General features: G+C 63.8%; 20 protein-coding genes. 12 read left to right on the forward strand and 8 right to left on the reverse strand.

Features of this window, described 5'->3' with window-relative positions:
- The 6 genes from ACLP9N_RS34050 to stf0 form a co-directional block, all read right to left on the reverse strand.
- Positions 1–1,068 (reverse strand): 13E12 repeat family protein (locus ACLP9N_RS34050; RefSeq protein ID WP_442411511.1); only part of this gene is annotated, 1,068 nt, incomplete at its 3' end.
- Between the two features lie 148 nt (positions 1,069–1,216).
- The gene (locus ACLP9N_RS34055; protein WP_442411512.1) at positions 1,217–2,380 is read right to left on the reverse strand and encodes a YeiH family protein; all 1,164 of its coding nucleotides are present in this window, start codon (positions 2,378–2,380) and stop codon (positions 1,217–1,219) included.
- Positions 2,355–2,486 carry a hypothetical protein gene (locus ACLP9N_RS34060; protein WP_442411513.1) on the reverse strand — a complete coding sequence of 44 codons (132 nt, stop codon included), beginning with the start codon at positions 2,484–2,486 and terminating at the stop codon, positions 2,355–2,357. The genes ACLP9N_RS34055 and ACLP9N_RS34060 overlap by 26 nt, the downstream gene beginning before the upstream one ends.
- A gap of 60 nt (positions 2,487–2,546) precedes the next feature.
- On the reverse strand, positions 2,547–4,472 hold the full coding sequence (gene cysC, locus ACLP9N_RS34065) for an adenylyl-sulfate kinase (RefSeq protein WP_442411514.1): 1,926 nt from the start codon (positions 4,470–4,472) through the stop codon (positions 2,547–2,549).
- Positions 4,472–5,398: a sulfate adenylyltransferase subunit CysD gene (cysD, locus tag ACLP9N_RS34070; protein WP_442411515.1), complete on the reverse strand. Its 927-nt coding sequence runs from the start codon at positions 5,396–5,398 to the stop codon at positions 4,472–4,474. The genes cysC and cysD overlap by 1 nt, the downstream gene beginning before the upstream one ends.
- A complete protein-coding gene (gene stf0 / locus ACLP9N_RS34075; protein WP_442411516.1) occupies positions 5,395–6,198 on the reverse strand; it encodes a trehalose 2-sulfotransferase in 804 nt (267 codons plus the stop codon). The genes cysD and stf0 overlap by 4 nt, the downstream gene beginning before the upstream one ends.
- A 576-nt stretch (positions 6,199–6,774) precedes the next feature.
- On the opposite strand from stf0, the gene ACLP9N_RS34080 reads away from it, so the two are divergent.
- The 12 genes from ACLP9N_RS34080 to ACLP9N_RS34135 are packed head-to-tail and all read left to right on the forward strand — an operon-like array spanning position 6,775 to position 19,116.
- Positions 6,775–7,542: an MlaE family ABC transporter permease gene (locus ACLP9N_RS34080; protein ID WP_442411517.1), complete on the forward strand. Its 768-nt coding sequence runs from the start codon at positions 6,775–6,777 to the stop codon at positions 7,540–7,542.
- On the forward strand, positions 7,539–8,387 hold the full coding sequence (locus tag ACLP9N_RS34085; protein WP_442411518.1) for an ABC transporter permease: 849 nt from the start codon (positions 7,539–7,541) through the stop codon (positions 8,385–8,387). Before ACLP9N_RS34080 ends, ACLP9N_RS34085 begins: the two co-directional genes overlap by 4 nt.
- A 4-nt stretch (positions 8,388–8,391) precedes the next feature.
- A complete protein-coding gene (locus tag ACLP9N_RS34090) occupies positions 8,392–9,660 on the forward strand; it encodes an MCE family protein (RefSeq protein ID WP_442411519.1) in 1,269 nt (422 codons plus the stop codon).
- Entirely contained in the window at positions 9,657–10,685 is a 1,029-nt protein-coding gene (locus tag ACLP9N_RS34095; RefSeq protein WP_442411520.1) for an MCE family protein, read from the forward strand. Before ACLP9N_RS34090 ends, ACLP9N_RS34095 begins: the two co-directional genes overlap by 4 nt.
- On the forward strand, positions 10,682–11,860 hold the full coding sequence (locus ACLP9N_RS34100) for an MCE family protein (RefSeq protein ID WP_442411521.1): 1,179 nt from the start codon (positions 10,682–10,684) through the stop codon (positions 11,858–11,860). Before ACLP9N_RS34095 ends, ACLP9N_RS34100 begins: the two co-directional genes overlap by 4 nt.
- The gene (locus ACLP9N_RS34105) at positions 11,857–13,221 is read left to right on the forward strand and encodes an MCE family protein (protein ID WP_442411522.1); all 1,365 of its coding nucleotides are present in this window, start codon (positions 11,857–11,859) and stop codon (positions 13,219–13,221) included. The genes ACLP9N_RS34100 and ACLP9N_RS34105 overlap by 4 nt, the downstream gene beginning before the upstream one ends.
- Positions 13,218–14,342: an MCE family protein gene (locus ACLP9N_RS34110; protein WP_442411524.1), complete on the forward strand. Its 1,125-nt coding sequence runs from the start codon at positions 13,218–13,220 to the stop codon at positions 14,340–14,342. Before ACLP9N_RS34105 ends, ACLP9N_RS34110 begins: the two co-directional genes overlap by 4 nt.
- Entirely contained in the window at positions 14,343–15,821 is a 1,479-nt protein-coding gene (locus tag ACLP9N_RS34115; RefSeq protein WP_442411525.1) for an MCE family protein, read from the forward strand.
- A gap of 51 nt (positions 15,822–15,872) precedes the next feature.
- Positions 15,873–16,550, forward strand: a complete 678-nt coding sequence (locus tag ACLP9N_RS34120) for an Mce protein (RefSeq protein WP_442411526.1) — start codon at positions 15,873–15,875, stop codon at positions 16,548–16,550.
- Positions 16,547–17,179 carry a hypothetical protein gene (locus tag ACLP9N_RS34125; protein WP_442411527.1) on the forward strand — a complete coding sequence of 211 codons (633 nt, stop codon included), beginning with the start codon at positions 16,547–16,549 and terminating at the stop codon, positions 17,177–17,179. Before ACLP9N_RS34120 ends, ACLP9N_RS34125 begins: the two co-directional genes overlap by 4 nt.
- A gap of 14 nt (positions 17,180–17,193) precedes the next feature.
- Positions 17,194–17,694, forward strand: a complete 501-nt coding sequence (locus ACLP9N_RS34130) for a CAP domain-containing protein (protein ID WP_442411528.1) — start codon at positions 17,194–17,196, stop codon at positions 17,692–17,694.
- Between the two features lie 21 nt (positions 17,695–17,715).
- Positions 17,716–19,116, forward strand: coding sequence for an MBL fold metallo-hydrolase (locus tag ACLP9N_RS34135; protein WP_442411529.1), 1,401 nt, complete (start codon positions 17,716–17,718; stop codon positions 19,114–19,116).
- A gap of 79 nt (positions 19,117–19,195) precedes the next feature.
- Here ACLP9N_RS34135 and ACLP9N_RS34140 read toward each other — a convergent pair whose 3' ends face one another.
- Positions 19,196–19,516, reverse strand: coding sequence for a hypothetical protein (locus ACLP9N_RS34140; RefSeq protein WP_442411530.1), 321 nt, complete (start codon positions 19,514–19,516; stop codon positions 19,196–19,198).
- A gap of 115 nt (positions 19,517–19,631) precedes the next feature.
- Positions 19,632–20,031, reverse strand: a 400-nt coding sequence (locus ACLP9N_RS34145; RefSeq protein WP_442411531.1) for a hypothetical protein, incomplete at its 5' end; no start/stop codon positions are given.

Consider the following 20,031-nt stretch of genomic DNA (forward strand, 5'->3'; position numbering starts at 1 on the left):
CATGATGCGCTGCGCCGGGGACGCCAGACGTTTCGTGTGATACAAGGCTAGAGGCTTGCCATTGTCGAAGATGGCCAGGTAATGGTGGGCGTGGCTGGCCCAGCGGATTACATCCGCCATCGGCACCAGGGTTCCCCCGCCGGTCAGACCCTTTCCGGCGGCGGCCTCCAGATCCTTTAACGTCGTGGTCACCACGATCGACACGGGTAGGCCATTGTGCTGGCCCAGCTCGCCCGAGGCGAACAGGCCGCGCAATCCGGCCAGGAAACCGTCATGGTTGCGCTGGGCTTCGCATCGGTGATCGCGGCGCACCGCATCCGCATCGGGTGTCGCATCAACCACCGGTGTTTCGTCGTCGGGGTTGCACGCCCCGGGGGCGGCCAGTTTGGCCAGCATGGCCTCAATGGCGGCCCGCAACTCCGGGGTCACCAGGCCGCTGAGGCGTGACATCCCGTCGAATTCCTGCTTGCCCAGCATGATGGCGCGCTTGCGGGCGCGCTCCTGGTCGCTGAATTCTCCGTCGGGGTGCAGCCAGTCCATGATCCGTTGGGCGTATTTGACCAACTCATCGGGGCGATACCCGCCGGCCTTGCCAGCCAGGTCGGCTTCGGCGGCCTCCCGGGTACACACATCGACCTCAACGGGCAGATGGGCGAAAAAGCTGCGGATCACCTCGACATGCTTATCCCCGATGACACCGTCGCGTTGGGCGGTCGCGGTCGCGCTCAACTGCGGCGCCAGCGGCTCACCGGTCAACGCCCAACGTTGCCCGAGATCCTTGGCTTCGGCGATACGCCGGCCGGCCTCAGCCTTGGTGACACGCAGCCGATCGGCCAGCGCCGAACGCAGCGTGGCGCCCAACTCCTCCTCGCCCGCCTGCGCGTCGAGCTGGTTGATCAATGTGTGGCCGGGGGCCCGCAACCGGCGCGCCACCCGTTCCAGGCGCTCCAAGGCCCGTAACCGTTCCGGGGTGGTGAACGCGTCAAAAACCAACTCACACAAGCGGTCCACGTCCGCGTCGAGCGCGTCGAAGACCTCGACGATCTCCTCGCGCGTGCTCGAACCCATGCCTCAAATTTTACGAAGCGCCACCGACAAAACGCCCCGTTGTGACTATTGAAGCTTAAGTGGCACACGGGATTACAGAGACACGACCCGCCTGGCCGCCCGCTACGACAAACTCGCCATCGTCTACTTTGTCAGATACGTGTTCGCACTATTTCCCAAGGCCCCAATGGAATACGTTGGTGGTCAGCAGCACGAGTCCCAACGAGACCGATGCGACGACGGTGAGTCCGATGATCGCGACGGCGAGCGGCCGCCATCCGGTGCGCGCGATTTGGCGGATGTCGGTGGTGAGCCCGACGCCGGCGAAGGTAAGCAGGAACGCCCATTTCGACACGTTGGCGAGGTTGGCCGTTTGGCCCTTGGTCAGCCAGTGCGCGGTCGCGATCGCCGAGACAGCCAGAAACCCGAGGACAAATTTCGGGAACTTCTCCCAGACGAACGCGGCCTTGGCTTTGACGCCGGGAGCGATCTCGTCGGCCTGCCCGCGCGCGGCCCAGTACAGCGCGAAACCCAAGACGACGAATCCGATCAGCGCGTTGCGTGTGGACTTGACCAGCACCGCGATCTTGCCGGCGTGATCGGAAAACAGATAGCCGGTCGCGGTGGTTTCGGCGGTGTTGTCCACCGATAGGCCCGCCCACAGCCCGAATTGGTAGTCGGTGAGTCCGATCGCGTGACCTAACGGCGGCAACACGAACAGCCCCACCGCGCCCAATGCCAGGATCGCCGCGATGGCGTAGCTGACGTCGGCGTTGCGGGCCCGGATCGCGCCCTTGGCGGCCACGATGGCCGACACCCCGCAGATGGAGGTGCCGATCGCCAGCAGCGAGCCCAGCTTGCCCGATAATCCGAATGCGCGCGCGGCGACGAGGATGATGGTTCCCGCAACCGCCATGTCCACCAGAATCTGGACCAGACTGGTGGCGCCCAGTTTGGCGATATCACCGAGCACGAATCGCGAACCCAGCGCGACGATCCCGACTTTGAGCCAGAACTGGTAGGTCAGCACGCCGGGCCGGAACACCTGGTGCAGGCCGACGGTGTTGGTGATGACCAGCCCAATCAGGATGGCCCACAACACATATTCGATGTCGGGCACGGTCCAGTGGTGGTGCTTGGCCAGGGTGTTCCACCAGATCTGGGCGTACTTACCCAGCACACCCACGGCGATCAACAGCAGAATGCCCGGCACATAATCGAGCGGGCGGGTGCTGGTGAAGGCGGCTTCGGGTTCTTCGGGGTCTTCCGGGGCTTTCTCGGGTTTGACACTGACGGTGCTCACGGGGTCACCAGGGGATCTTCGGGAGAACATCGGCGACCGCCAACGCGACGATCACACCGGCGAGCAGCGTCGCCCACCAATCGTCACCGACCCGCTCCAACCAGCCTCGCCACTGCGGCGTCTCTGTCTCGACCACGACGCAATGTTGCGTGGCCGATGTCGGGTGACCAAGTGATTGGCTCGCTGTGAATTTAGGTCACTGATGTTGACGAGGACTGCGCTCGTTGAGCAGGGCGATGACCTGCGCAGCAAGCTCGTCGATGTCGGCGCCGGTGGTGTCCAGCACCAGGTCCGGGCTCTCGGGTGGTTCGTAGGGCGCGTCGACACCGGTCAGCCCTTTGAGCTCGCCGCGGCGCGCACGCGCGTACAAGCCTTTGGGGTCGCGCTTTTCGCATTCGGCCAGCGACGTGGCGACGTGCACCTCGATGAAGGGCAGTTTGGCGGCATCGTTGAGGGCGCGCGGGGTCTCGCGGTCCGACTTCAGCGGCGACACCAGTGACGCCAGTGCGACCACGCCGGCGTCGGCGAGCAGCCGGGTCAAATGGCCTACCCTCCTGATGTTTTCGGTGCGGTCACCGGGGGAGAAGCCCAGGTCGTCGGAGAGGCCGTGACGTAAGTTGTCGCCGTCGAGCAGGTAGGCCACCCGCCCCGACTCGACCAGCGCACGCTCGACGGCGACCGCGACGGTCGACTTGCCCGACGCGGGTAAGCCGGTGAACCAGATCGTTGCGCCAGGCTGGCCGGTGGCGCGCCAGCGGTGTTTCCGGTCCAGCGCTGATGGATGCCAGCGGATGTCGGTGCGCGCGTGGGTGCCCGGCTTGACCTCCCGCGCCTCGATGATGGTGCCCGCGCCGACGGTGTCGTTGGTGGTCTCATCGATCAGGATGAATGCCCCGCTGTCGCGATTGTCGGTGTAGCTGTCGGCGATGACGATCGAGCTGGTGCGCAGTGTCGCGGTGCCGATATCGTTGAGCGCCAACTCAACCGGACCGTCGAGTTCGTCGAGTGTTTCGGGATCAAGCCGCGAGTGCAGTTCCTGCACCGTTGTTCGCACGGTCTTGGTGGTTTGTTTGAGTGCCAGTCGGGCACCGGCCCGCAATGGGGCGTCGATAAACCAGCACACGGTGGCGTCCAGCTCCCGGGCCAGCACCGGCAAAACCGCGTCGTCGGCTCCGCTGACCAGTACGTCGCCACGGCCCACGTCGATGTCATCGGCGAGCTCGACCGAAACCGACAGCGGCGCAACCCCTGTCGTGCGGTCGTCGTCGAGGGTGTCCAGCGCGGTCACGGTCGAGCGGGTGCCGGCGGGCAGCGACAGCACCGGGTCACCGACACTGAGCGTTCCTGCCGCCAGCCGCCCTGTGTAGCGGCGGCGCACATCGGCGGTCGGCCGCGACACCCACTGCACTGGCAGGCGCAGCCGCGACGCCTCGGCCTGGGGCGCGCCCAGTTCAACGGCTTCGAGGTACTCGAGCAGGGTTGGGCCGCCGTACCAGGGCGTGTTCTCGGAGCGGTGCACGACGTTGTCGCCGAGCTTGGCCGCGATCGGGATCACGGTGATGTCCACCTCGCCGAGGCGCGCCGTCGTCTGGCGCAGCTGGTCCTCCACGTCGGCGAATCCGGCCTGGTCGAAATCGATGAGATCGATTTTGTTCACCGCGGCGACAAAGTGCTTGATGCCCAACAGCTTTGCGATCCGTGCATGCCTGCGGGTCTGGCGTAGCACCCCGGCGCGCGCGTCGACCAGCAGGATCGCCACGTGCGCGTTGGATGCGCCGGTGAACATGTTGCGGGTGTAACGCTCGTGGCCGGGGGTGTCGGCGAGGATGTAGCTGCGGGTGTCGGTGGAAAAGAATCGGTACGCGACGTCGATGGTGATGCCCTGTTCGCGTTCGGCGCGGAGACCATCGGACAGCGCCGCGAGGTCGGCGACACCCTCCTCGTCGGTGACGGCCTCCAGGTGGTCCAATGGCAGGCTGTCGGTGTCGTGCAGCAGCCGGCCGATCAGGGTGCTCTTTCCGTCGTCCACCGAGCCCGCGGTGGTGATGCGCAGCAGCTGCCGCGTTATACCCTTGGGCGGCAGTGTTTTTTGGGTCTTATTGGCTTTCTCTGCGGCGGTCATCAGAAGTAGCCCTCTCGCTTGCGGTCTTCCATTGCGGCTGCCGAGGTGCGGTCGTCGGCGCGGGTCTCGCCGCGCTCGGAAACCGTCGCCGCGGAGATTTCGGTGATGACCCCGGTGATCTCGACGGCCGTGGAGCGTACCGCGCCGGTGATGGTCAGGTCGCCGACGGTGCGGTATCGCACCCATTCCACGGCGGAGCTTTCCCCGGCCTGCGGACTGGTGTAGTCCGACACCGCGAGCAGGATGCCGTCGCGCTCGAACACCTCGCGTTCGTGCGCGTAGTAAATCGACGGTATCTCAAGGTCTTCCAGCTCGATGTAGCGCCACACGTCGAGCTCGGTCCAGTTGCTCAGGGGGAACACCCGCACCTGCTCGCCCTTTTTGATCCGGCCGTTGTAGAGCGACCAAGGCTCCGGGCGCTGAGCGCGGGGATCCCACTGGCCGAATTCGTCGCGGAAGCTCAGGATTCGTTCTTTGGCGCGGGCGCGCTCCTCGTCGCGGCGGGCACCCCCGAACGCCGCGTCGAAGCCGCCCGCTTCCAGCGCGTCGAGCAGGGTGCGGGTCTGTGCCCGGTTACGCGAAGCCCCGGGACCGGGGTCGGGCACGCGCCCGTTGTCGATGGATTCCTGCACCGACGCAACGATCAGCTTGTGGCCGTGGCCGGTGACCCTGCGGTCGCGGAACTCGATCACCTCGGGGAAGTTGTGTCCCGTGTCGACGTGCATCACCGGAAACGGCAGGGGCAGCGGCCGAAACGCCTTTTCCGCCAGGCGAAGGAGCACGATCGAATCCTTGCCCGCCGAAAACAGCAACACCGGCCGCTGCAGCTCGGCGACGACCTCACGGATGATGTGCACACCTTCGGCCTCCAGCAGCCGCAGTTCGTCGACGCGGCGTGCTTCCGTCAGTGCGGTGGTGACGGTCATGTTGGCAGCCCCTCTCTCTCGGCATCCGCTCGGTAGCGCTCCAGCCACTCGTCGGAACGCTGGTCGGCCTGCCGCTCGAGCACCGGTTCGGGTGCCAGTCGCGGGTCGAGCCCCAACGCCTCGAGGATGGTGGCAACCACCTCAGTCAGGTTGCGCCACAACACCGGATACGAAATTTCCATCGGTTTGATGTCTTCCTCGGCGAACCAGCTTCGCCAACCTTGTTCCTGGCCACGCAGCATGGTGACGACGTGGGCGATCGCCCGCGCGTGATAGGTGGCCCGCGCATCGCGGACCGGGTCGGGCCTGCCCCGCCACACCCGCGTCTGCACCGCCCGCCAAAACGACACCGCCTGAGACACCACATCGGGTCGGTAGACATACACGAAGAGCGGCTCCTCGCCGACCACATCGCGGATCGCGGCCAGCAGACCGTCCCCAGATCGATTCGGCAGATCCTTCGCGCGTTTCAACAGCAGCGGCGTCTGGTTCCACATCAGCTTGCCGCCCCACACACCGTTCGGTGTTCGCCCGATCGTTTGGATGTAGTCGCGCCAAATCTCCGCGGTGGCCAAATCCGGCGTGCCCTCGTCCAACGGATCAAGCAGGCTCAGGATCGACTCGTCCTCGACGCCGGCGAACCATTCCCGCGGCTGCGGGGCCTGGCTGGTGGTCGGCAGGTATTGGAAGAACTCCTGGGGTTCGCCGGCCACGCCGGTCGCCCGGAGCGACTCGACCAGCAACGTGCTGCCACTACGCTGGGAGGCCAACACCAAGTACGACGACGGGCTTCCGGTCACCCGAAAAGCCTAACCGGGCGGAAAACCCGTCGCTGACAATACGATTACGCTCACACTGAACCAAACCCTTGCTTCGGGCTCGGGCATGAATACTCGGGTAGGTTTCGCCATGGCTTAGACGAATTCGTGTAGCAGCGAATTCTGGTGGGACGATGATTTTCTGTCATCGCTACTGCGATGTGGTTTCTGTGACTTCTGAGGTTAATGGGATGTTAGCTGCGCGGGTGGCCCGTTGCCGTCGCGGCCTACCCGAGCACAAGAGCTCCGTCTGGGCGTGGCGGCTGTGCGGCCGACCGTATCGGCGGTCACCGCAGTTTGAACAGCGAGTACGCGCGCATCCAGCCCAAGTGTTAATGGAGCCTGGCCAGATTTCTTCTGGGTGATTACAAACCTGACGTCGGGCATCGCTTTGCCCGTAAATTGCCTGCCAGACTATGCGCTCAAATGGGCGGCGCGGTCGACATGTAAACAACATGGATTTGATTACGAGCCAGCTAATTACGAACAGGTTAGAAATATTACGAGCATGGGGGACCGGATGAGCCACCTCGACTGTCGGCCATTTAGGCAGGCCCTGTGAACGGAACCTCCGTTGCAAGGCCGATGAACGCGCTGGGCCAGTTCTTCATCCTCAGCATCGAATCATTGGTTGCGGCGGTGCGCGGACCGTGGGCCTGGCGCGAGCTTCTCGAGCAGATTTGGTTTGTCGCCCGCGTGTCGATCTTCCCGACGATCATGCTGTCGATTCCGTACACGGTACTCATCGTGTTCGTCCTGAACATCCTGCTCGTTGAGATCGGCGCCGGAGACCTGTCGGGAGCCGGTGCGGCGCTGGCGTCGGTGACCCAGGTGGGGCCGGTTGTCACCGCCATGGCCGTTGCCGGCGCCGGATCGACCGCGATGTGCGCCGACCTGGGTGCGCGCACCATTCGCGAGGAAATCGACGCGATGAAGGTGATCGGTGTCAACCCGATCCAGGCGCTCGTGGTTCCGCGCATCATCGCCGCCACATTCGTTGCGTTGCTGCTCTATTCGGTGGTCGCCGTCACCGGATTGACAGGCAGCTACATCTTCGTGGTCTTCGTGCAGCACGTCACACCGGGTGCCTTCATTGCAGGGATGACACTGCTCACCGGGCTGCCGCAAGTGGTGATTTCACTCATCAAAGCGACCCTGTTTGGATTGTCCGCCGGCCTGATCGCCTGCTACAAGGGACTGTCGGTGGGTGGCGGCCCAACCGGCGTCGGGAATGCCGTGAACGAGACCGTGGTGTTCTCTTTCATGGCGTTGTTCTTCATCAACATCGTGATCACCGCGCTCGGAGTAAAGGTGACCGCCAAATGAGCAATGCGGCAAGCGAGCCCGCCTGGTTCGTCACCGTTGGACCCAGGCTGGTGGATGCCACCCGGAAGCTGGGAGAACAGACGGCCTTCTATGGGAAGTCTTTGGCCGCCACCGGTGATGCGGTACGACGTTACCCGGGAGAACTTCTGCGGCTGATCGCCGAGATGGGTATGGGCACGGGTGCGCTGGCGGTGATCGGGGGCACTGTGGGCATCATTGGCTTCCTGACCCTGACTACGGGCGCGCTGGTTGCCGTACAGGGCTATGACACCTTGTCCAACGTCGGTGTGGAGGCGCTGACTGGGTTTCTGTCGGCGTTCTTCAACGTCCGCATGATCGCGCCGTGCACGGCCGGGGTGGCGCTGGCCGCCACGATCGGTGCCGGTGCGACGGCACAGCTGGGCGCGATGCGCATCAACGAGGAGATCGACGCGCTCGAAGTCATGGGTATCCGTTCGATCACCTATCTGGCGTCGACACGGATCATCGCCGGCGTCCTCGTCGTCATCCCGTTCTACGCCGTCGCGGTGCTGATGTCGTTCTTCGCGTCCAAGTTCGGCACGTTATACATCTACGGCCAGTCACGCGGCGTGTACGAGCACTACTTCTCCACGTTTTTGCGTCCCACGGATTTGTTGTGGTCGTTTTTGGCGGTGCTGGTGATGGCGACGGGTGTGATGGTTGTGCACACTTACTACGGCTTCACCGCGACAGGTGGTCCGGCGGGTGTCGGGGAAGCGGTCGGGCGCTCGGTGCGGTCATCGATGATCGTCACGGCTTTCGTGGCCTTGATGATTTCGTTGTCCGTCTACGGGCAGTCCGGCAACTTCAACCTGTCCGGGTGACGGTATGAGCGACCACAGCAGCAGCGGACTCGGCAGGAGAAATAGGATCCGCACGAGCAAGATCGACCCGATCTGGTGGGCGCCGACGTTGTTCATCCTGGTCGCGAGTTTGATCGCGCTGACAGCGGGGTCGTTCTCCGGCAAATTCCAGGCATTCATCCCGCTCACGCTGGTGTCGGACAGGGCGGGACTGGTGATGGAACCCGGGGCCAAGGTGAAGTTGCGCGGCGTGCAGGTCGGCCAGGTCGCTTCGATTGGGACCGATGTGAAGGCGGCTGAGTTGCAGCTGAAGATGGACCCGGGCCCATTCAAGTATCTGCCGAGCAACCTCGAGGCCGAGATCAAGTCGACCACGGCGTTCGGATCCAAGTACGTCGACCTGATCGTGCCCGACCAGCCCAGCAAAATACCGCTGAAGCCCGGCTCGGTGCTGCACTCGCGCAACGTCACCGTCGAAGTGAACACGGTTTTCGAGAATCTGCAGTCGGTGGTCGGTGCCATTGACCCGGCCAAGCTCAACGCGATCCTGTCGGCGTTCTCACAATCGTTGCGCGGCAAGGGCGAACGGCTCGGACAGGCCATCACCGGCGCGAATAACGTGCTGCTGACCGTCAACCCCCGCCTGGGAACGATTCGCAAGGACTGGCAGTTGTTCGGCAAGACGGCGGCCATCTATTCGGACGCGGCGCCAGACATCTTGTCGATCCTTGACTCGGCGGCGACCACCAGCACCACCATCACGGCAGAACAGCGGTCGCTCGACTCGCTGCTGTTGTCGGCGGTGGGCGTCAGCCAGACCGGCATCAACGTCATCGGCAGGAACGAATCCAATATCGTGCGGTCCATCAACCTGCTCGATCCGACGACGGCGCTGTTGAACAAGTACTCCCCGACGTACACGTGCTTGTTCCAGGGCGCGCAATGGTACGTGGACCACGGCGGGCGAGATGCGTTGGGCGGCAACGGCTATTCAGTGATCCTGGACGCCGCCCTGCTATTCGGCGACGACCCGTACCGATACCCGAAGCACCTTCCGAAGGTCAATGCCACCGGCGGTCCGGGAGGCAAGCCCAGCTGTGGGTCGCTGCCCGACCCCAGCGCGAACTTCCCGGTGCGGGCGCTGGTCACCGACACCGGTTGGGGGGCCGCTCCCGACGAGATCAGAACCACCCCGTGGGTCGGTAATCCATGGTGGGCCAACTATTTCCCGACCACCAAGAACCCTCCGGAGCCGCCGCGTTACAACTACCGCGGGGGGGTGCCGCCGTCATGAGACGGAAGCTTTCTGGCATCATCCTTCGTGTCGCGCTGTTCACGGCGGTCTGCCTGGTGTTCACGTTTGCACTTATCGCGGTGTTCGGACAGTTGCGCTTCGAGGATCGCACCGGCTATGAAGCGGTGTTCACGAACATATCCGGCCTGAAGTCCGGCAACTTTGTCCGCATCGCCGGGGTGGAGGTCGGCAAGGTTGGCGACCTCACTCTGCATCGCGACGGCACGGTGACCGTCGGCTTCGCAGTGGACAAGGGGGTGCGACTCACCGAAGGCACCAAAGCCGTTGTGCGCTACGAAAACTTGATCGGTGACCGCTATCTCGCGCTCGAAGAGGGTCCGGGGCCGCCACGCCGCTTGCCGCCGGGCGCGACGATTCCCCTGGCACGAACGTCGCCCGCACTGGACATCGATGCGCTGATCGGGGGCTTTCGCCCGTTGTTCCGCGCGCTGGATCCCGATCAGGTCAACGCCCTGTCCGGCCAGTTGCTGCGAATCTTCCAAGGGCAGGGCGGCACCCTGGCCTCTGTGCTGGCGCAGACCTCGTCGCTGACCTCGACCCTGGCCGGGCGCAGCGAGCTGATCGGCGAGCTGATCACCAACTTGAACACGGTGCTGCACACCTTCGCCACCCGCGACCACGAGTTCTCTGATGGCCTGGACAAGCTATCCCAGCTCGTGGATGGGTTGGCGCAGCGTAAGAATGACATCTCCACCGGGCTGGCCTACATCAACGCGGCCGCCGCGTCTGTCAGCGATCTGCTTGTCCAGGCACGCCAGCCGATCAAGGAGGTGGTGCGCGAGACCGACCGCATGTCGGCGCAGGTGCTCGCGGACCGCGAGTATGTCGACAAGCTGCTCAAGGACCTCCCCGACGTTTATCAGGTATTGGCCCGGCAGGGCCTCAATGGCGACTACTTCGGCTTCTACTTCTGCGACGTGTTGCTCAAGATCAACGGCAAAGGTGGTAACCCGGTTTTCATCAAGCTGTTGTCCCAGCCCAGCGGGCGGTGCACGCCGCAGTGAAGCGAATCCAAATCAAACCGGTCGGCCAGCGCAGCCCAGTCGTGGTGGGACTGATCGGAACCGTGATCGTGGCCTGCGTGGTGCTGGCGGCGTTCGAGTACAACAAGCTGCCGTTCATCAAGAACACGAACGACTACTCCGCCTACTTCTCTGAGGCCGGCGGCATCAAACCCGGAAGTACGGTACGGGTTTCCGGCATGGGTGTCGGCAGGGTCTCAGACGTCCGCCTGGATGGCACCAAGGTCCGGGTAGGTTTCACCGTCCGTAAGGGCATCCCGCTGGGAGACAGAACGGAAGCGGCGATCAAGACAGAAACAATTCTGGGCAGCAAGATGCTTGAGCTCACGACGCGCGGCGACGGGAAGTTGACGGGCACCATTCCGTTGGAACGCACTTCCTCGCCGTATGACCTACCCGACGCGCTGGGCGACTTGACGAGCACGATCAGCGGCCTGGATACCACGCAATTATCTTCTGCGCTCACGACATTGGCTAACACCTTCAAAGAGACGCCGCCGGATCTCAAGCCCGCACTGGAGGGAGTGGCGCGGTTCTCGGACACCCTCAACAACCGCGACGCACAGTTGCGCAGCCTGTTGGGAAACGCCAACAAGGTCTCGGCCGTTCTGGGCCGGCGCAGCCAGCAGATCGCCGGCCTGGTAGCCAACTCCAATGCGCTGCTGGCGGCGTTGCTGGACGAGCGAGACTCACTCCAAGCCCTCATGAACAACCTCACCGCGGTTTCGCATCAGATTTCAGGGCTGGTTAATGACAATCGAACTCAACTCAAACCGGCCCTCGACAAGCTCAACGGCGTGCTCGAGATCCTCGACAACCGCAAGGAAGATCTGCAGCGAAGCCTGCCCAAGTTCAAACGGTATGCGATGTCGTTTGGCGAATGCTTAGGCTCTGGGCCATTTTTCAAGGCCTACGTGGCCAACTTGGTTCCCGGCCAGTTCGGCGGGATGGTCCTCGACGCGGACATGTATGACCGGTTTTTGGACCCCAACCAAAAGTTGCCTTCGGAGGCGGTAGACCCACCAACCGGAACTCCACCGGTCCCGCCGGAGAGCGCACCAGTCCCGATCTGGTCTCAACCGCCCTCGCCACCGCCGTCGACGCCACCTTTACGGACCATCCCGCCGCCCCCGCCTCTCACAACGGGGGGACCGTGAACATAAGTAGACCCACCCTGCAAAGGGTGACCGCCCTCAGCTTGGCAGTGACGCTGGTCGTCGCTTCGTTTCTGGTCGGCAAGAAGCTGTGGAAGGAAGTCGAAAAGAACACTTACTCAGCGTATTTCGCGGAGGCCAACGGCCTGTTCACAGGCGACGAGATTCGGATCCTCGGCGTCGGCGTCGGCGTGGTGGATAGGATCGAGCCTCAGCCTGCCGGCTCCAAGGTGACATTCTCCGTCGACAAGCAGTATTCAATACCGGCCGATGCCCGTGCGGCAATTCTGTCGCCGTCGCTGGTGACTTCCCGGGCAATCCAACTCGTCCCGGTGTACTCCGGCGGGCCTAAATTGAGCCCGGGCGCATCGATCCCGCTGACGCGCACCGCGGTGCCCGTCGAATGGGACGACTTCCGCAAGCAGCTGGAAAAGCTGACCGACGCGTTGCAGCCCACCGGCCCAGGCGGGGTGAACTCGGTCGGAGAATTCATCGACTCGGCCGCCGACAACGTGCGTGGCAGGGGGGACACCGCTCGCGACACCGTACTCAAGCTGTCCGAAGCGATTTCAGCGCTCGGTGATCATGCCGACGACATCTTCAGCACAGTGCGCAATCTGCAGTTGCTGGTCTCCGCGCTAAACTCCAGCAGCGATCTGCTGGTCTCGTTCAACCAGAACCTCGCCAGCGTGACGACACTGCTGACGAACACACCCAACGAAATCGCCAGCGCGGTGAAAAGCCTGGACGGGGCGCTGACGGACCTGCGCGATTTCCTCGCCGAAAACCGGGAAGCAATGGGTGTCACGTTCGACCGGCTGAGTTCCATTACGACCGCATTGAACGACAGTCGCGGTGATATCAAACAGATTCTGCACATCGCCCCGAGCGTCTTCCAGAATTTCCTGAACATCTATCAGCCGGCGCAGAGCGCGATGACCGGCATCATTGCATTGAACAACTTCGCCGACATCCCCCAGTGGATCTGCAGCGCAATTGAATCGGCCTCCCGGGCCCGCTTGAGCCGAGTTTCGAAGCTGTGCCTCGAGTACCTGAATCCAATCATCAAAAACCGCATCTACAACTACATACCGGCGGGGCTCAACCCGTTCGTCGGCACTCAGGCCCGGCCGAACGAAATCACCTACAGCGAGGACTGGCTTCGACCCGGCTACACGCCGCCGCAAGCGACCCAGACGCCTGACGCACCCCCGCCCGCGGACGGATCGCCGCCGGCACCCCCGCAGCAGCCGCTGCCTGCCGAGCCGCCAGGGCCCGCCGAGCCGCCGGGGCCGCCGCCGAACGCTTTGACCGATGCGACCCAGGTACTTCAGAATCTGATGCTTCCGGGAGGCGCATCATGAGACGCGGGATAGCCGCGGCGCTCTGTGTCGGGTGCCTGGTCGCCGCGCTCACCGGCTGCGGGTGGCGCGGGCTGAACTCCTTCACCTTGCCCGGTACCGCCGGCGGGGGACCGGGCTCCTACACGATCCAGGCGCAGCTGCCCGACGTCGTGACCATTCAGGAAAACACCCGCGTTCGCGTCGACGACGTCAACGTCGGCAACGTCACCAAGATCGAGCTCCAAGACTGGCATGCGCTGGTCACCATGCGCCTCAATGGCGATGTCCACCTGCCGGCCAATTCGACGGCCAAGCTCGGGCAGACCAGCCTGCTCGGCTCGATGCACATCGAGCTCGCGGCACCCAAGGATGAGCCGCCGGTGGGCCAACTCAAGAACGGGACGATCATCCCGTTGTCGCGCGCGAGCATGTATCCGACCACCGAGCAGACTTTGGCCTCGGTGTCAATGTTGCTCAACGGCGGCGGAATTGGGCAGTTGCAGGAAATCAACCAGGCGATCGCCAAGGCATTCGCCGGCCGCGAAAACGACATGCGCAGTCTGCTGAACCAGCTCGACGAGTTCGTCGCCGGCACGAATGCCCAGACCGACGACATCATCGCCGCCGCCGAGAGTCTCAATTCGCTGGCAGGTCAATTCGCCGCCAAAGATCAGGTCGTCGACAAGGCTCTGATGACCGTGCCCAAAGCTTTAGCGATACTGGCTGACGAGCGCACCAGGATCGCCGATGCCATAGATCAACTCGGCAAGTTCAGCGCGATCGCGGCCGACACCATCCACCAGAGCAAGGAATCGCTGGTGAACAACCTGCGCAACTTCGCGCCGGTGCTGCGGTCGCTCGCCGACGCCGGGCCGTCGCTTACCAAGGGCCTGGACGGGCTGGTCGCCTACCCCTGGCCGGCGTCGACCGCGAGGAACTGGTTCCGCGGCGACTACGCCAACCTCACCCTGGTCGTCGATTTGACGTTGAGCCGCATCGACCAAGGGCTCTTCACCGGCTCGCGGTGGGAAGGTAACCTCACCCAGCTCGAGCTGCTGTGGGGACGCACCATTGGCATGCAGCCCAGCCCGGCCACCGCGGGGAACCCAATTACCCTTCCGTACCACTTCGGGGGATACTGAATGCTGCGCTTGAATCGCAAGACGTGGATCCAGTTGTCGATCTTGATTCTGGTGACGGTCGTTTCTTGTGGCGCAATGGCTTTCAACTTCATGAAGCTGCCCGCCACCTTGTTCGGGATCGGGGAGTACAACGTCACGGTCGACCTGCCCCAGTCGGGCGGGCTCTACCAGACCTCGGTCGTCACCTACCGCGGCACCGACGTGGGTCAAGTCAAGTCGGTCGATGTCACCGCCACCGGGGTTCGTGCGGTGCTCGCCCTGAGATCCGGGGTCAAGGTGCCCTCCGACGTGCAGGCATCGGTGCACAGCCGCTCGGCGATCGGTGAGCAATACATCGAACTGACGCCGTTGCCCGGGAAAGATGCAGAACATTCCCGGCTGTTACGGAACGGCGACGTCATTCCCGCTGGACGCGTCGATGTGCCCGTCGACATCGGGCACCTGCTCGACCTGACCAACCGTGCGCTGCAGGCGATTCCGCGGGATAACCTGCGCACGGTGATCGACGAGACCGACCGGGCGGTCGGTGGCCTCGGGCCCGAGTTGTCCCGGATCGTCGACGGCTCTACCGCGCTGGCGATCGCGGGTGGCCAGACGGTTGACTCGCTTGCACCCCTCATCGATCAGTCCCCGGCGGTGTTGAACTCCCAGGTGCAGACATCTGATGCGATCGGCACCTGGGCTCACCGAACCGCGGCCATCTTCGCCCAGTTCAAGGCGCAGGATGCGGCGCTGCGAGATCTGCTGACGCAGGGCACTTCCGGGCTGGAGGAAAGCCGCGCGCTGTTCGATCGGGTAGCGCCCGCGGTTCCGGTGTTGTTCGCCAACCTGGTCAGCCTCAGCGACATCGCGGTCGTCTACCGGCACGACATCGAACAACTCCTGGTGCTGTTTCCGCAAGGGATCGCGGCAATGGCCGCGATCGTCGTGCCCAGCTCTAATACCAAACAGGAGCTCAAGGGCGCCCAGTTGGACTTCAACCTCAACATCAACCTGCCGCCGCCATGCACCACCGGGTATCTGCCGCCGACTCAGCGTCGCTCACCGGCTAGCGTCGACGCGCCGGACCGCCCGGCGGCAGAGCTGTATTGTCGGGTTCCGCAGGACTCCGACTTCAATGTCCGTGGGGCACGCAACATTCCGTGCGAGACCAAGCCGTGGAAACGTGCCCCCACCGTCGAGCTGTGTGAAAGCGACGAGGAGTACGTGCCGCTCAACGAGGGCTACAACTGGAAGGGCGACCCGAACGCCACCTACAGCGGCCAGGGTGTGCCGCAGTATCCGCCGGGACAAGATCCGCGACTCCCCCCGCCCCTGGGCACCGCGCGCACCGCGCCAGCGCCGCCGCCGGTGGCGGTTGCCACCTACGATCAGGCCAGCGGTGAGTACATAGGTCCCGACGGGCGTCGCTACACCGAGTCCGACTTGGCTCATCCGCGTGCGAAGGGCTGGCAGCAGCTTCTTGTACCGCCACCGTAGAGATATCGCGAGATAGGAAGCTCATGCGAAAAGTTGTTGTGAAGGAGCAATATGGCTGTCGAACCTGATGACGCCGATAACACTGAACAGGCCGGTGAGCCAACGGAAGTCACGGAAGCCACATCGGAAGTCACTGTCGATGACGGCGATGACGGCGATGACATCGACGAAGTCGACGAGGTTGATGGGGAACAAGGCGAAGTCGCTGATCGGCCGGGCCGCCGGTGGCAGCGGCTGGCCCGCCTGCGGCTTTCGCGTGTCGGAGGGGCATTGGTGGCTAGCGCTGTGGTCGTCGCGACACTGACCGGACTGGCTGGCTGGCTCGGCTATCAGGCCTACGACAAGCACGAGGCTCAAGTTCACCGCGATCTATTCGTCCAGACTGCCCGCCAGGGCGCGGTGAACCTCACAACGATCAGCTATACCGAGATCGACGCCGACGTGCAGCGGATCCTTGATTCGGCCACCGGGGCATTCCGCGACGACTTTGAGAAGCGTTCGAAACCGTTCATCGAGGTCGTCAAAGCGGCGCAGTCCCAATCGGAAGGAACGATATCCGAAGCCGGACTCGAATCCGTGCGGCGCGACTCGGCTCAGGTACTCGTCGCAGTCGCGGTGAAGTCGCGGACCGCGGCGGGCGAGCAGTCGCCGCGGGAATGGCGCATGCGGATCGACGTTCAGGCGGTCGGTGACGGCGCCAAGGTGTCCAACGTGGTGTTCGTGCCATGACGACGCTCAAAGACGCTGCCACACCAAACGACGACGAGATCGACGCGGCCGACCCGGCCGACCCGGTTGAGCCAGAAACTTCGGCGGAGGACCAGTTCCCCGATGAAGAGTCGCCGACCGAAGCCGAAACGCGGACGAAACGTTCGATCGGGTGGAAGCGTGTGCTCGCCTATGGTGTGTTGCCCGGGCTGGCGCTAGTGGTGGCGCTGGCGACGGGATACCTCAAGTGGTTGGACGGCTCGGCTCAGGATTCCGCGGCGCTGCGGGCCGAAACGGTCCGGATAGGCAGCGAGGACGCGGTTGCCTTGTTGTCATACAAGCCTGAGTCGGTGGACAAAGATCTCGGTGCGGCACGTGAACGGCTCACTGGCGATTTCAAGGATGCCTACACCGCGCTGACCCGCCAAGTGGTCATTCCGGGGGCAAAAGAAAAACACATTTCGGCGGTCGCCAAAGCGTCAGCGGCAGCGTCGGTTTCGGCAACCAACAGCCACGCGGTCGTCCTGGTGTTCGTCAACCAAACCGTCACTGTCGGCGAAGGTGTACCCACCGATACTGCACCCGTCGTGCGGGTGGTGCTCGACAAGGTGAATGACCGTTGGCTGGTTTCGCATTTCGACCCGGTGTGATCAGAGGAGGCCGTATGGTCCGGCGGATACAACTTTGCGGCCGGCTACTGTCGGTTGCGCTCATTCTCTCACCTGCATTGGCCGCCCCGACCGCGCACGCCGACAACAACAGCCTGAACAGGGCGGTCATCTCCGACGTCTACACGATCCAGCACAATGCGGGTTGCACGAATGACGTCATCCATAACAACGCGCTGACGTTGGCGGCGGAGTGGCACGCGGACGACATGCTCAACAACCGAAACATCAACGACGACAGCGGATCCGACGGATCGACCCCGCAAGACCGCGCCGACCGCGCGGGTTTCCTCGGGAGGGTCGCCGAGACGGTGGCGATCAACCCCGCCTTATCGATCAGCAACCTCGAACTGATCAGGCAGTGGTACTACGACCCCGGCGCTATGGCGATCATGCGCGACTGCGCCAACACCGCCATGGGGGTGTGGTCGGAAAACAGCCTCGATCGCACCGTCGTGGTGGCCATGTACGGGCAGCCGGCCCCACGTAACCGATGACAAGGCCAGAAGGGAGACACAATGATCTTCACGCGGCATTACCTGGACTGTCTGTCGCAGGCGTCATATCTGATCGGGGATGAGACCACCGGGCGCGCCGTCGTGGTCGATCCCCGCCGCGATATCGACGATTACCTGGATCAGGCGGCTGAGCATGGGCTCCACATCGAGCGCGTCATCGAGACCCACATCCACGCTGACTTCTTGAGCGGTCACCTTGAGCTCGCGGCCGCCACCGGGGCGAAGATCTGCTACGGCGAAAGCGCCGATGTCGAGTTCCCGATCGAGCCGCTGCGCGACGGCGAGCGGATCTCGCTGGGAAAGGTAACTCTTGAGATCCTCGCGACACCCGGCCACACTCCCGAGTCGATCTGCATCGTGGTTTACGAGCACGCCGACGATGACATTCCGTACGGCGTCCTCACGGGGGACACACTGTTCGTCGGTGACGTCGGCCGTCCGGATCTTTGCGCGGCCGCCGGTTTATCGGCGGACGTGCTCGCCCGGACGCTCTACGGATCGCTACAGGACAAGCTGCTGCGACTGCCCGATGCCACCCGAGTGTTTCCCGCGCATGGCGCCGGATCGACCTGCGGCAAGCAGCTTTCCAGCGAGACCAGTTCGACAATCGGCGCGCAGCGGGAGACAAACTATGCGCTGCAGAGCGGCGGCGTGGACCAGTTCGTTGCGACGGTCACCGAGGGGCAGCCGGTACGGCCGCGTTATTTCGAGTTCGACTCGCAGCGCAATCGCCAGCTGCGGCCGCTGCTCGACGAAAGCCCCCTGCCCTTGCTGGACATCGAGGACGTGCGCGAGCGTGCCCGGGCGGGGGCCATCCTCCTGGACACCCGCGAGCCGGACGACTATGCGTCCAGTCACCTACGCGGTGCTGTCAACGTCAGCCTGCAGGGACGCTTCGCCGAGTGGGCCGGCAATGTCTTGGCGCCCGATCGCGACATCGTGCTCGTCGGCGATGCCACGCTTGCGCGTGAATCCAAACTCCGCCTGTCCCGCGTCGGGCTCGACCGGGTTGTTGGTCAACTAGGTGACCTCGCAGATGTTTTCGCGCAGCGGCCAGATCTCATCGACGCTAGTTCACGATTGACGGTCGAGCAGCTCGCCGAACTGCGCGGCTTACAGCCCCGCCTGCAACTGGTGGACGTGCGCAACCCTGGGGAGACGGTGCAGGGCACCATCACCGGTGCGCGCGAAATTCCCCTAGCGGCCGTTACGGACGCGATTGACAGTCTCGACCGGACACGCCCGGTGGTCGTGTACTGCGCCAGCGGCTACCGCTCCATGGTTGCCGCGAGTGCGCTCCGGGCTACGGGCTTCCACGATGTGTCCGACGTGCTCGGGGGGTTCGGGGCCTGGCAGGATGCCGGCCTGCCCACGGCGGTGGGGACAGCTAGAGATGCGTGACGGCGGTACGCTGCTGCTGGACTTACGGGAGAGCTCGCGCCGCAGATGATCGGTCGTTCGCTCCGATGCCGTCAGCTTTTCAGGACGTGATCCCCAGCTTTTCGGCGTTGCCGTGATCGTAGGCAGCTTGAGCCGCGATGTCGCAGGCGCACGGCTGTGCGCCGTCCTGAGACCATCGCCACAGTTGGGCTCCGCGCTTGCGACTCAGGTGCTGGAGGTAGACATTGTCGCGTTGCAGCGCGGAGAACGCCAAGTCCAGGTCGATGGGGAGCCCGGCCCAATCGACTTGGCCGGGTGCCGACGTCTGGACGCCAGGGTCACCCGCAGTGCCATGCCGCAGCCGACACCGCAGTGGGCAGGCGGTCTTCACGGCGTCCCCTCCGGGGTGCTCCCCAGCCACGCAGATTCCTCCTCGAGCGCGCACATCCTTGAGTGAATCGTGCGACGAGGATGTTTCAGCGGCGGGTGTGCGATGTTTCCGGCGGATTACGGATTTCGCCAGCCGCGCGACGGTGTCAATAGACGTCGCGGTGATAGCGCTTATCGGCGCTTAACGCCTGAACATAGGCCCTGGCCGCGTCCGGTTCGAGGTTGCCGCGTTGGGCGGCGATCTCACACAGTGTGCGATCGACGTCCTTGGCCATCGGGTCGGCGCTACCGCACACGTACAGCTGTGCCCCTTCTTCCAACCAGCGCCACAGCTGGGACCCGCGCTCGCGCATCAGGTGCTGTACGTAGACCTTGTGGCGCTGGTCCCGGGAGAATGCCAAGTCGAGCTCGGTGAGGAAGCCGTCGGCGCGCATCTGCTCGATCTCGTCGCGGTAGTAGTAGTAGTAGTAGTAGTAGTAGTAGTAGTAGTAGTAGTAGTAGTAGTAGTAGTAGTAGTAGTAGTAGTAGTAGTAGTAGTAGTAGTAG

The sequence above is a fragment of the Mycobacterium sp. genome (genome assembly GCF_052144515.1).
Classification (GTDB): Bacteria; Actinomycetota; Actinomycetes; order Mycobacteriales; family Mycobacteriaceae; genus Mycobacterium.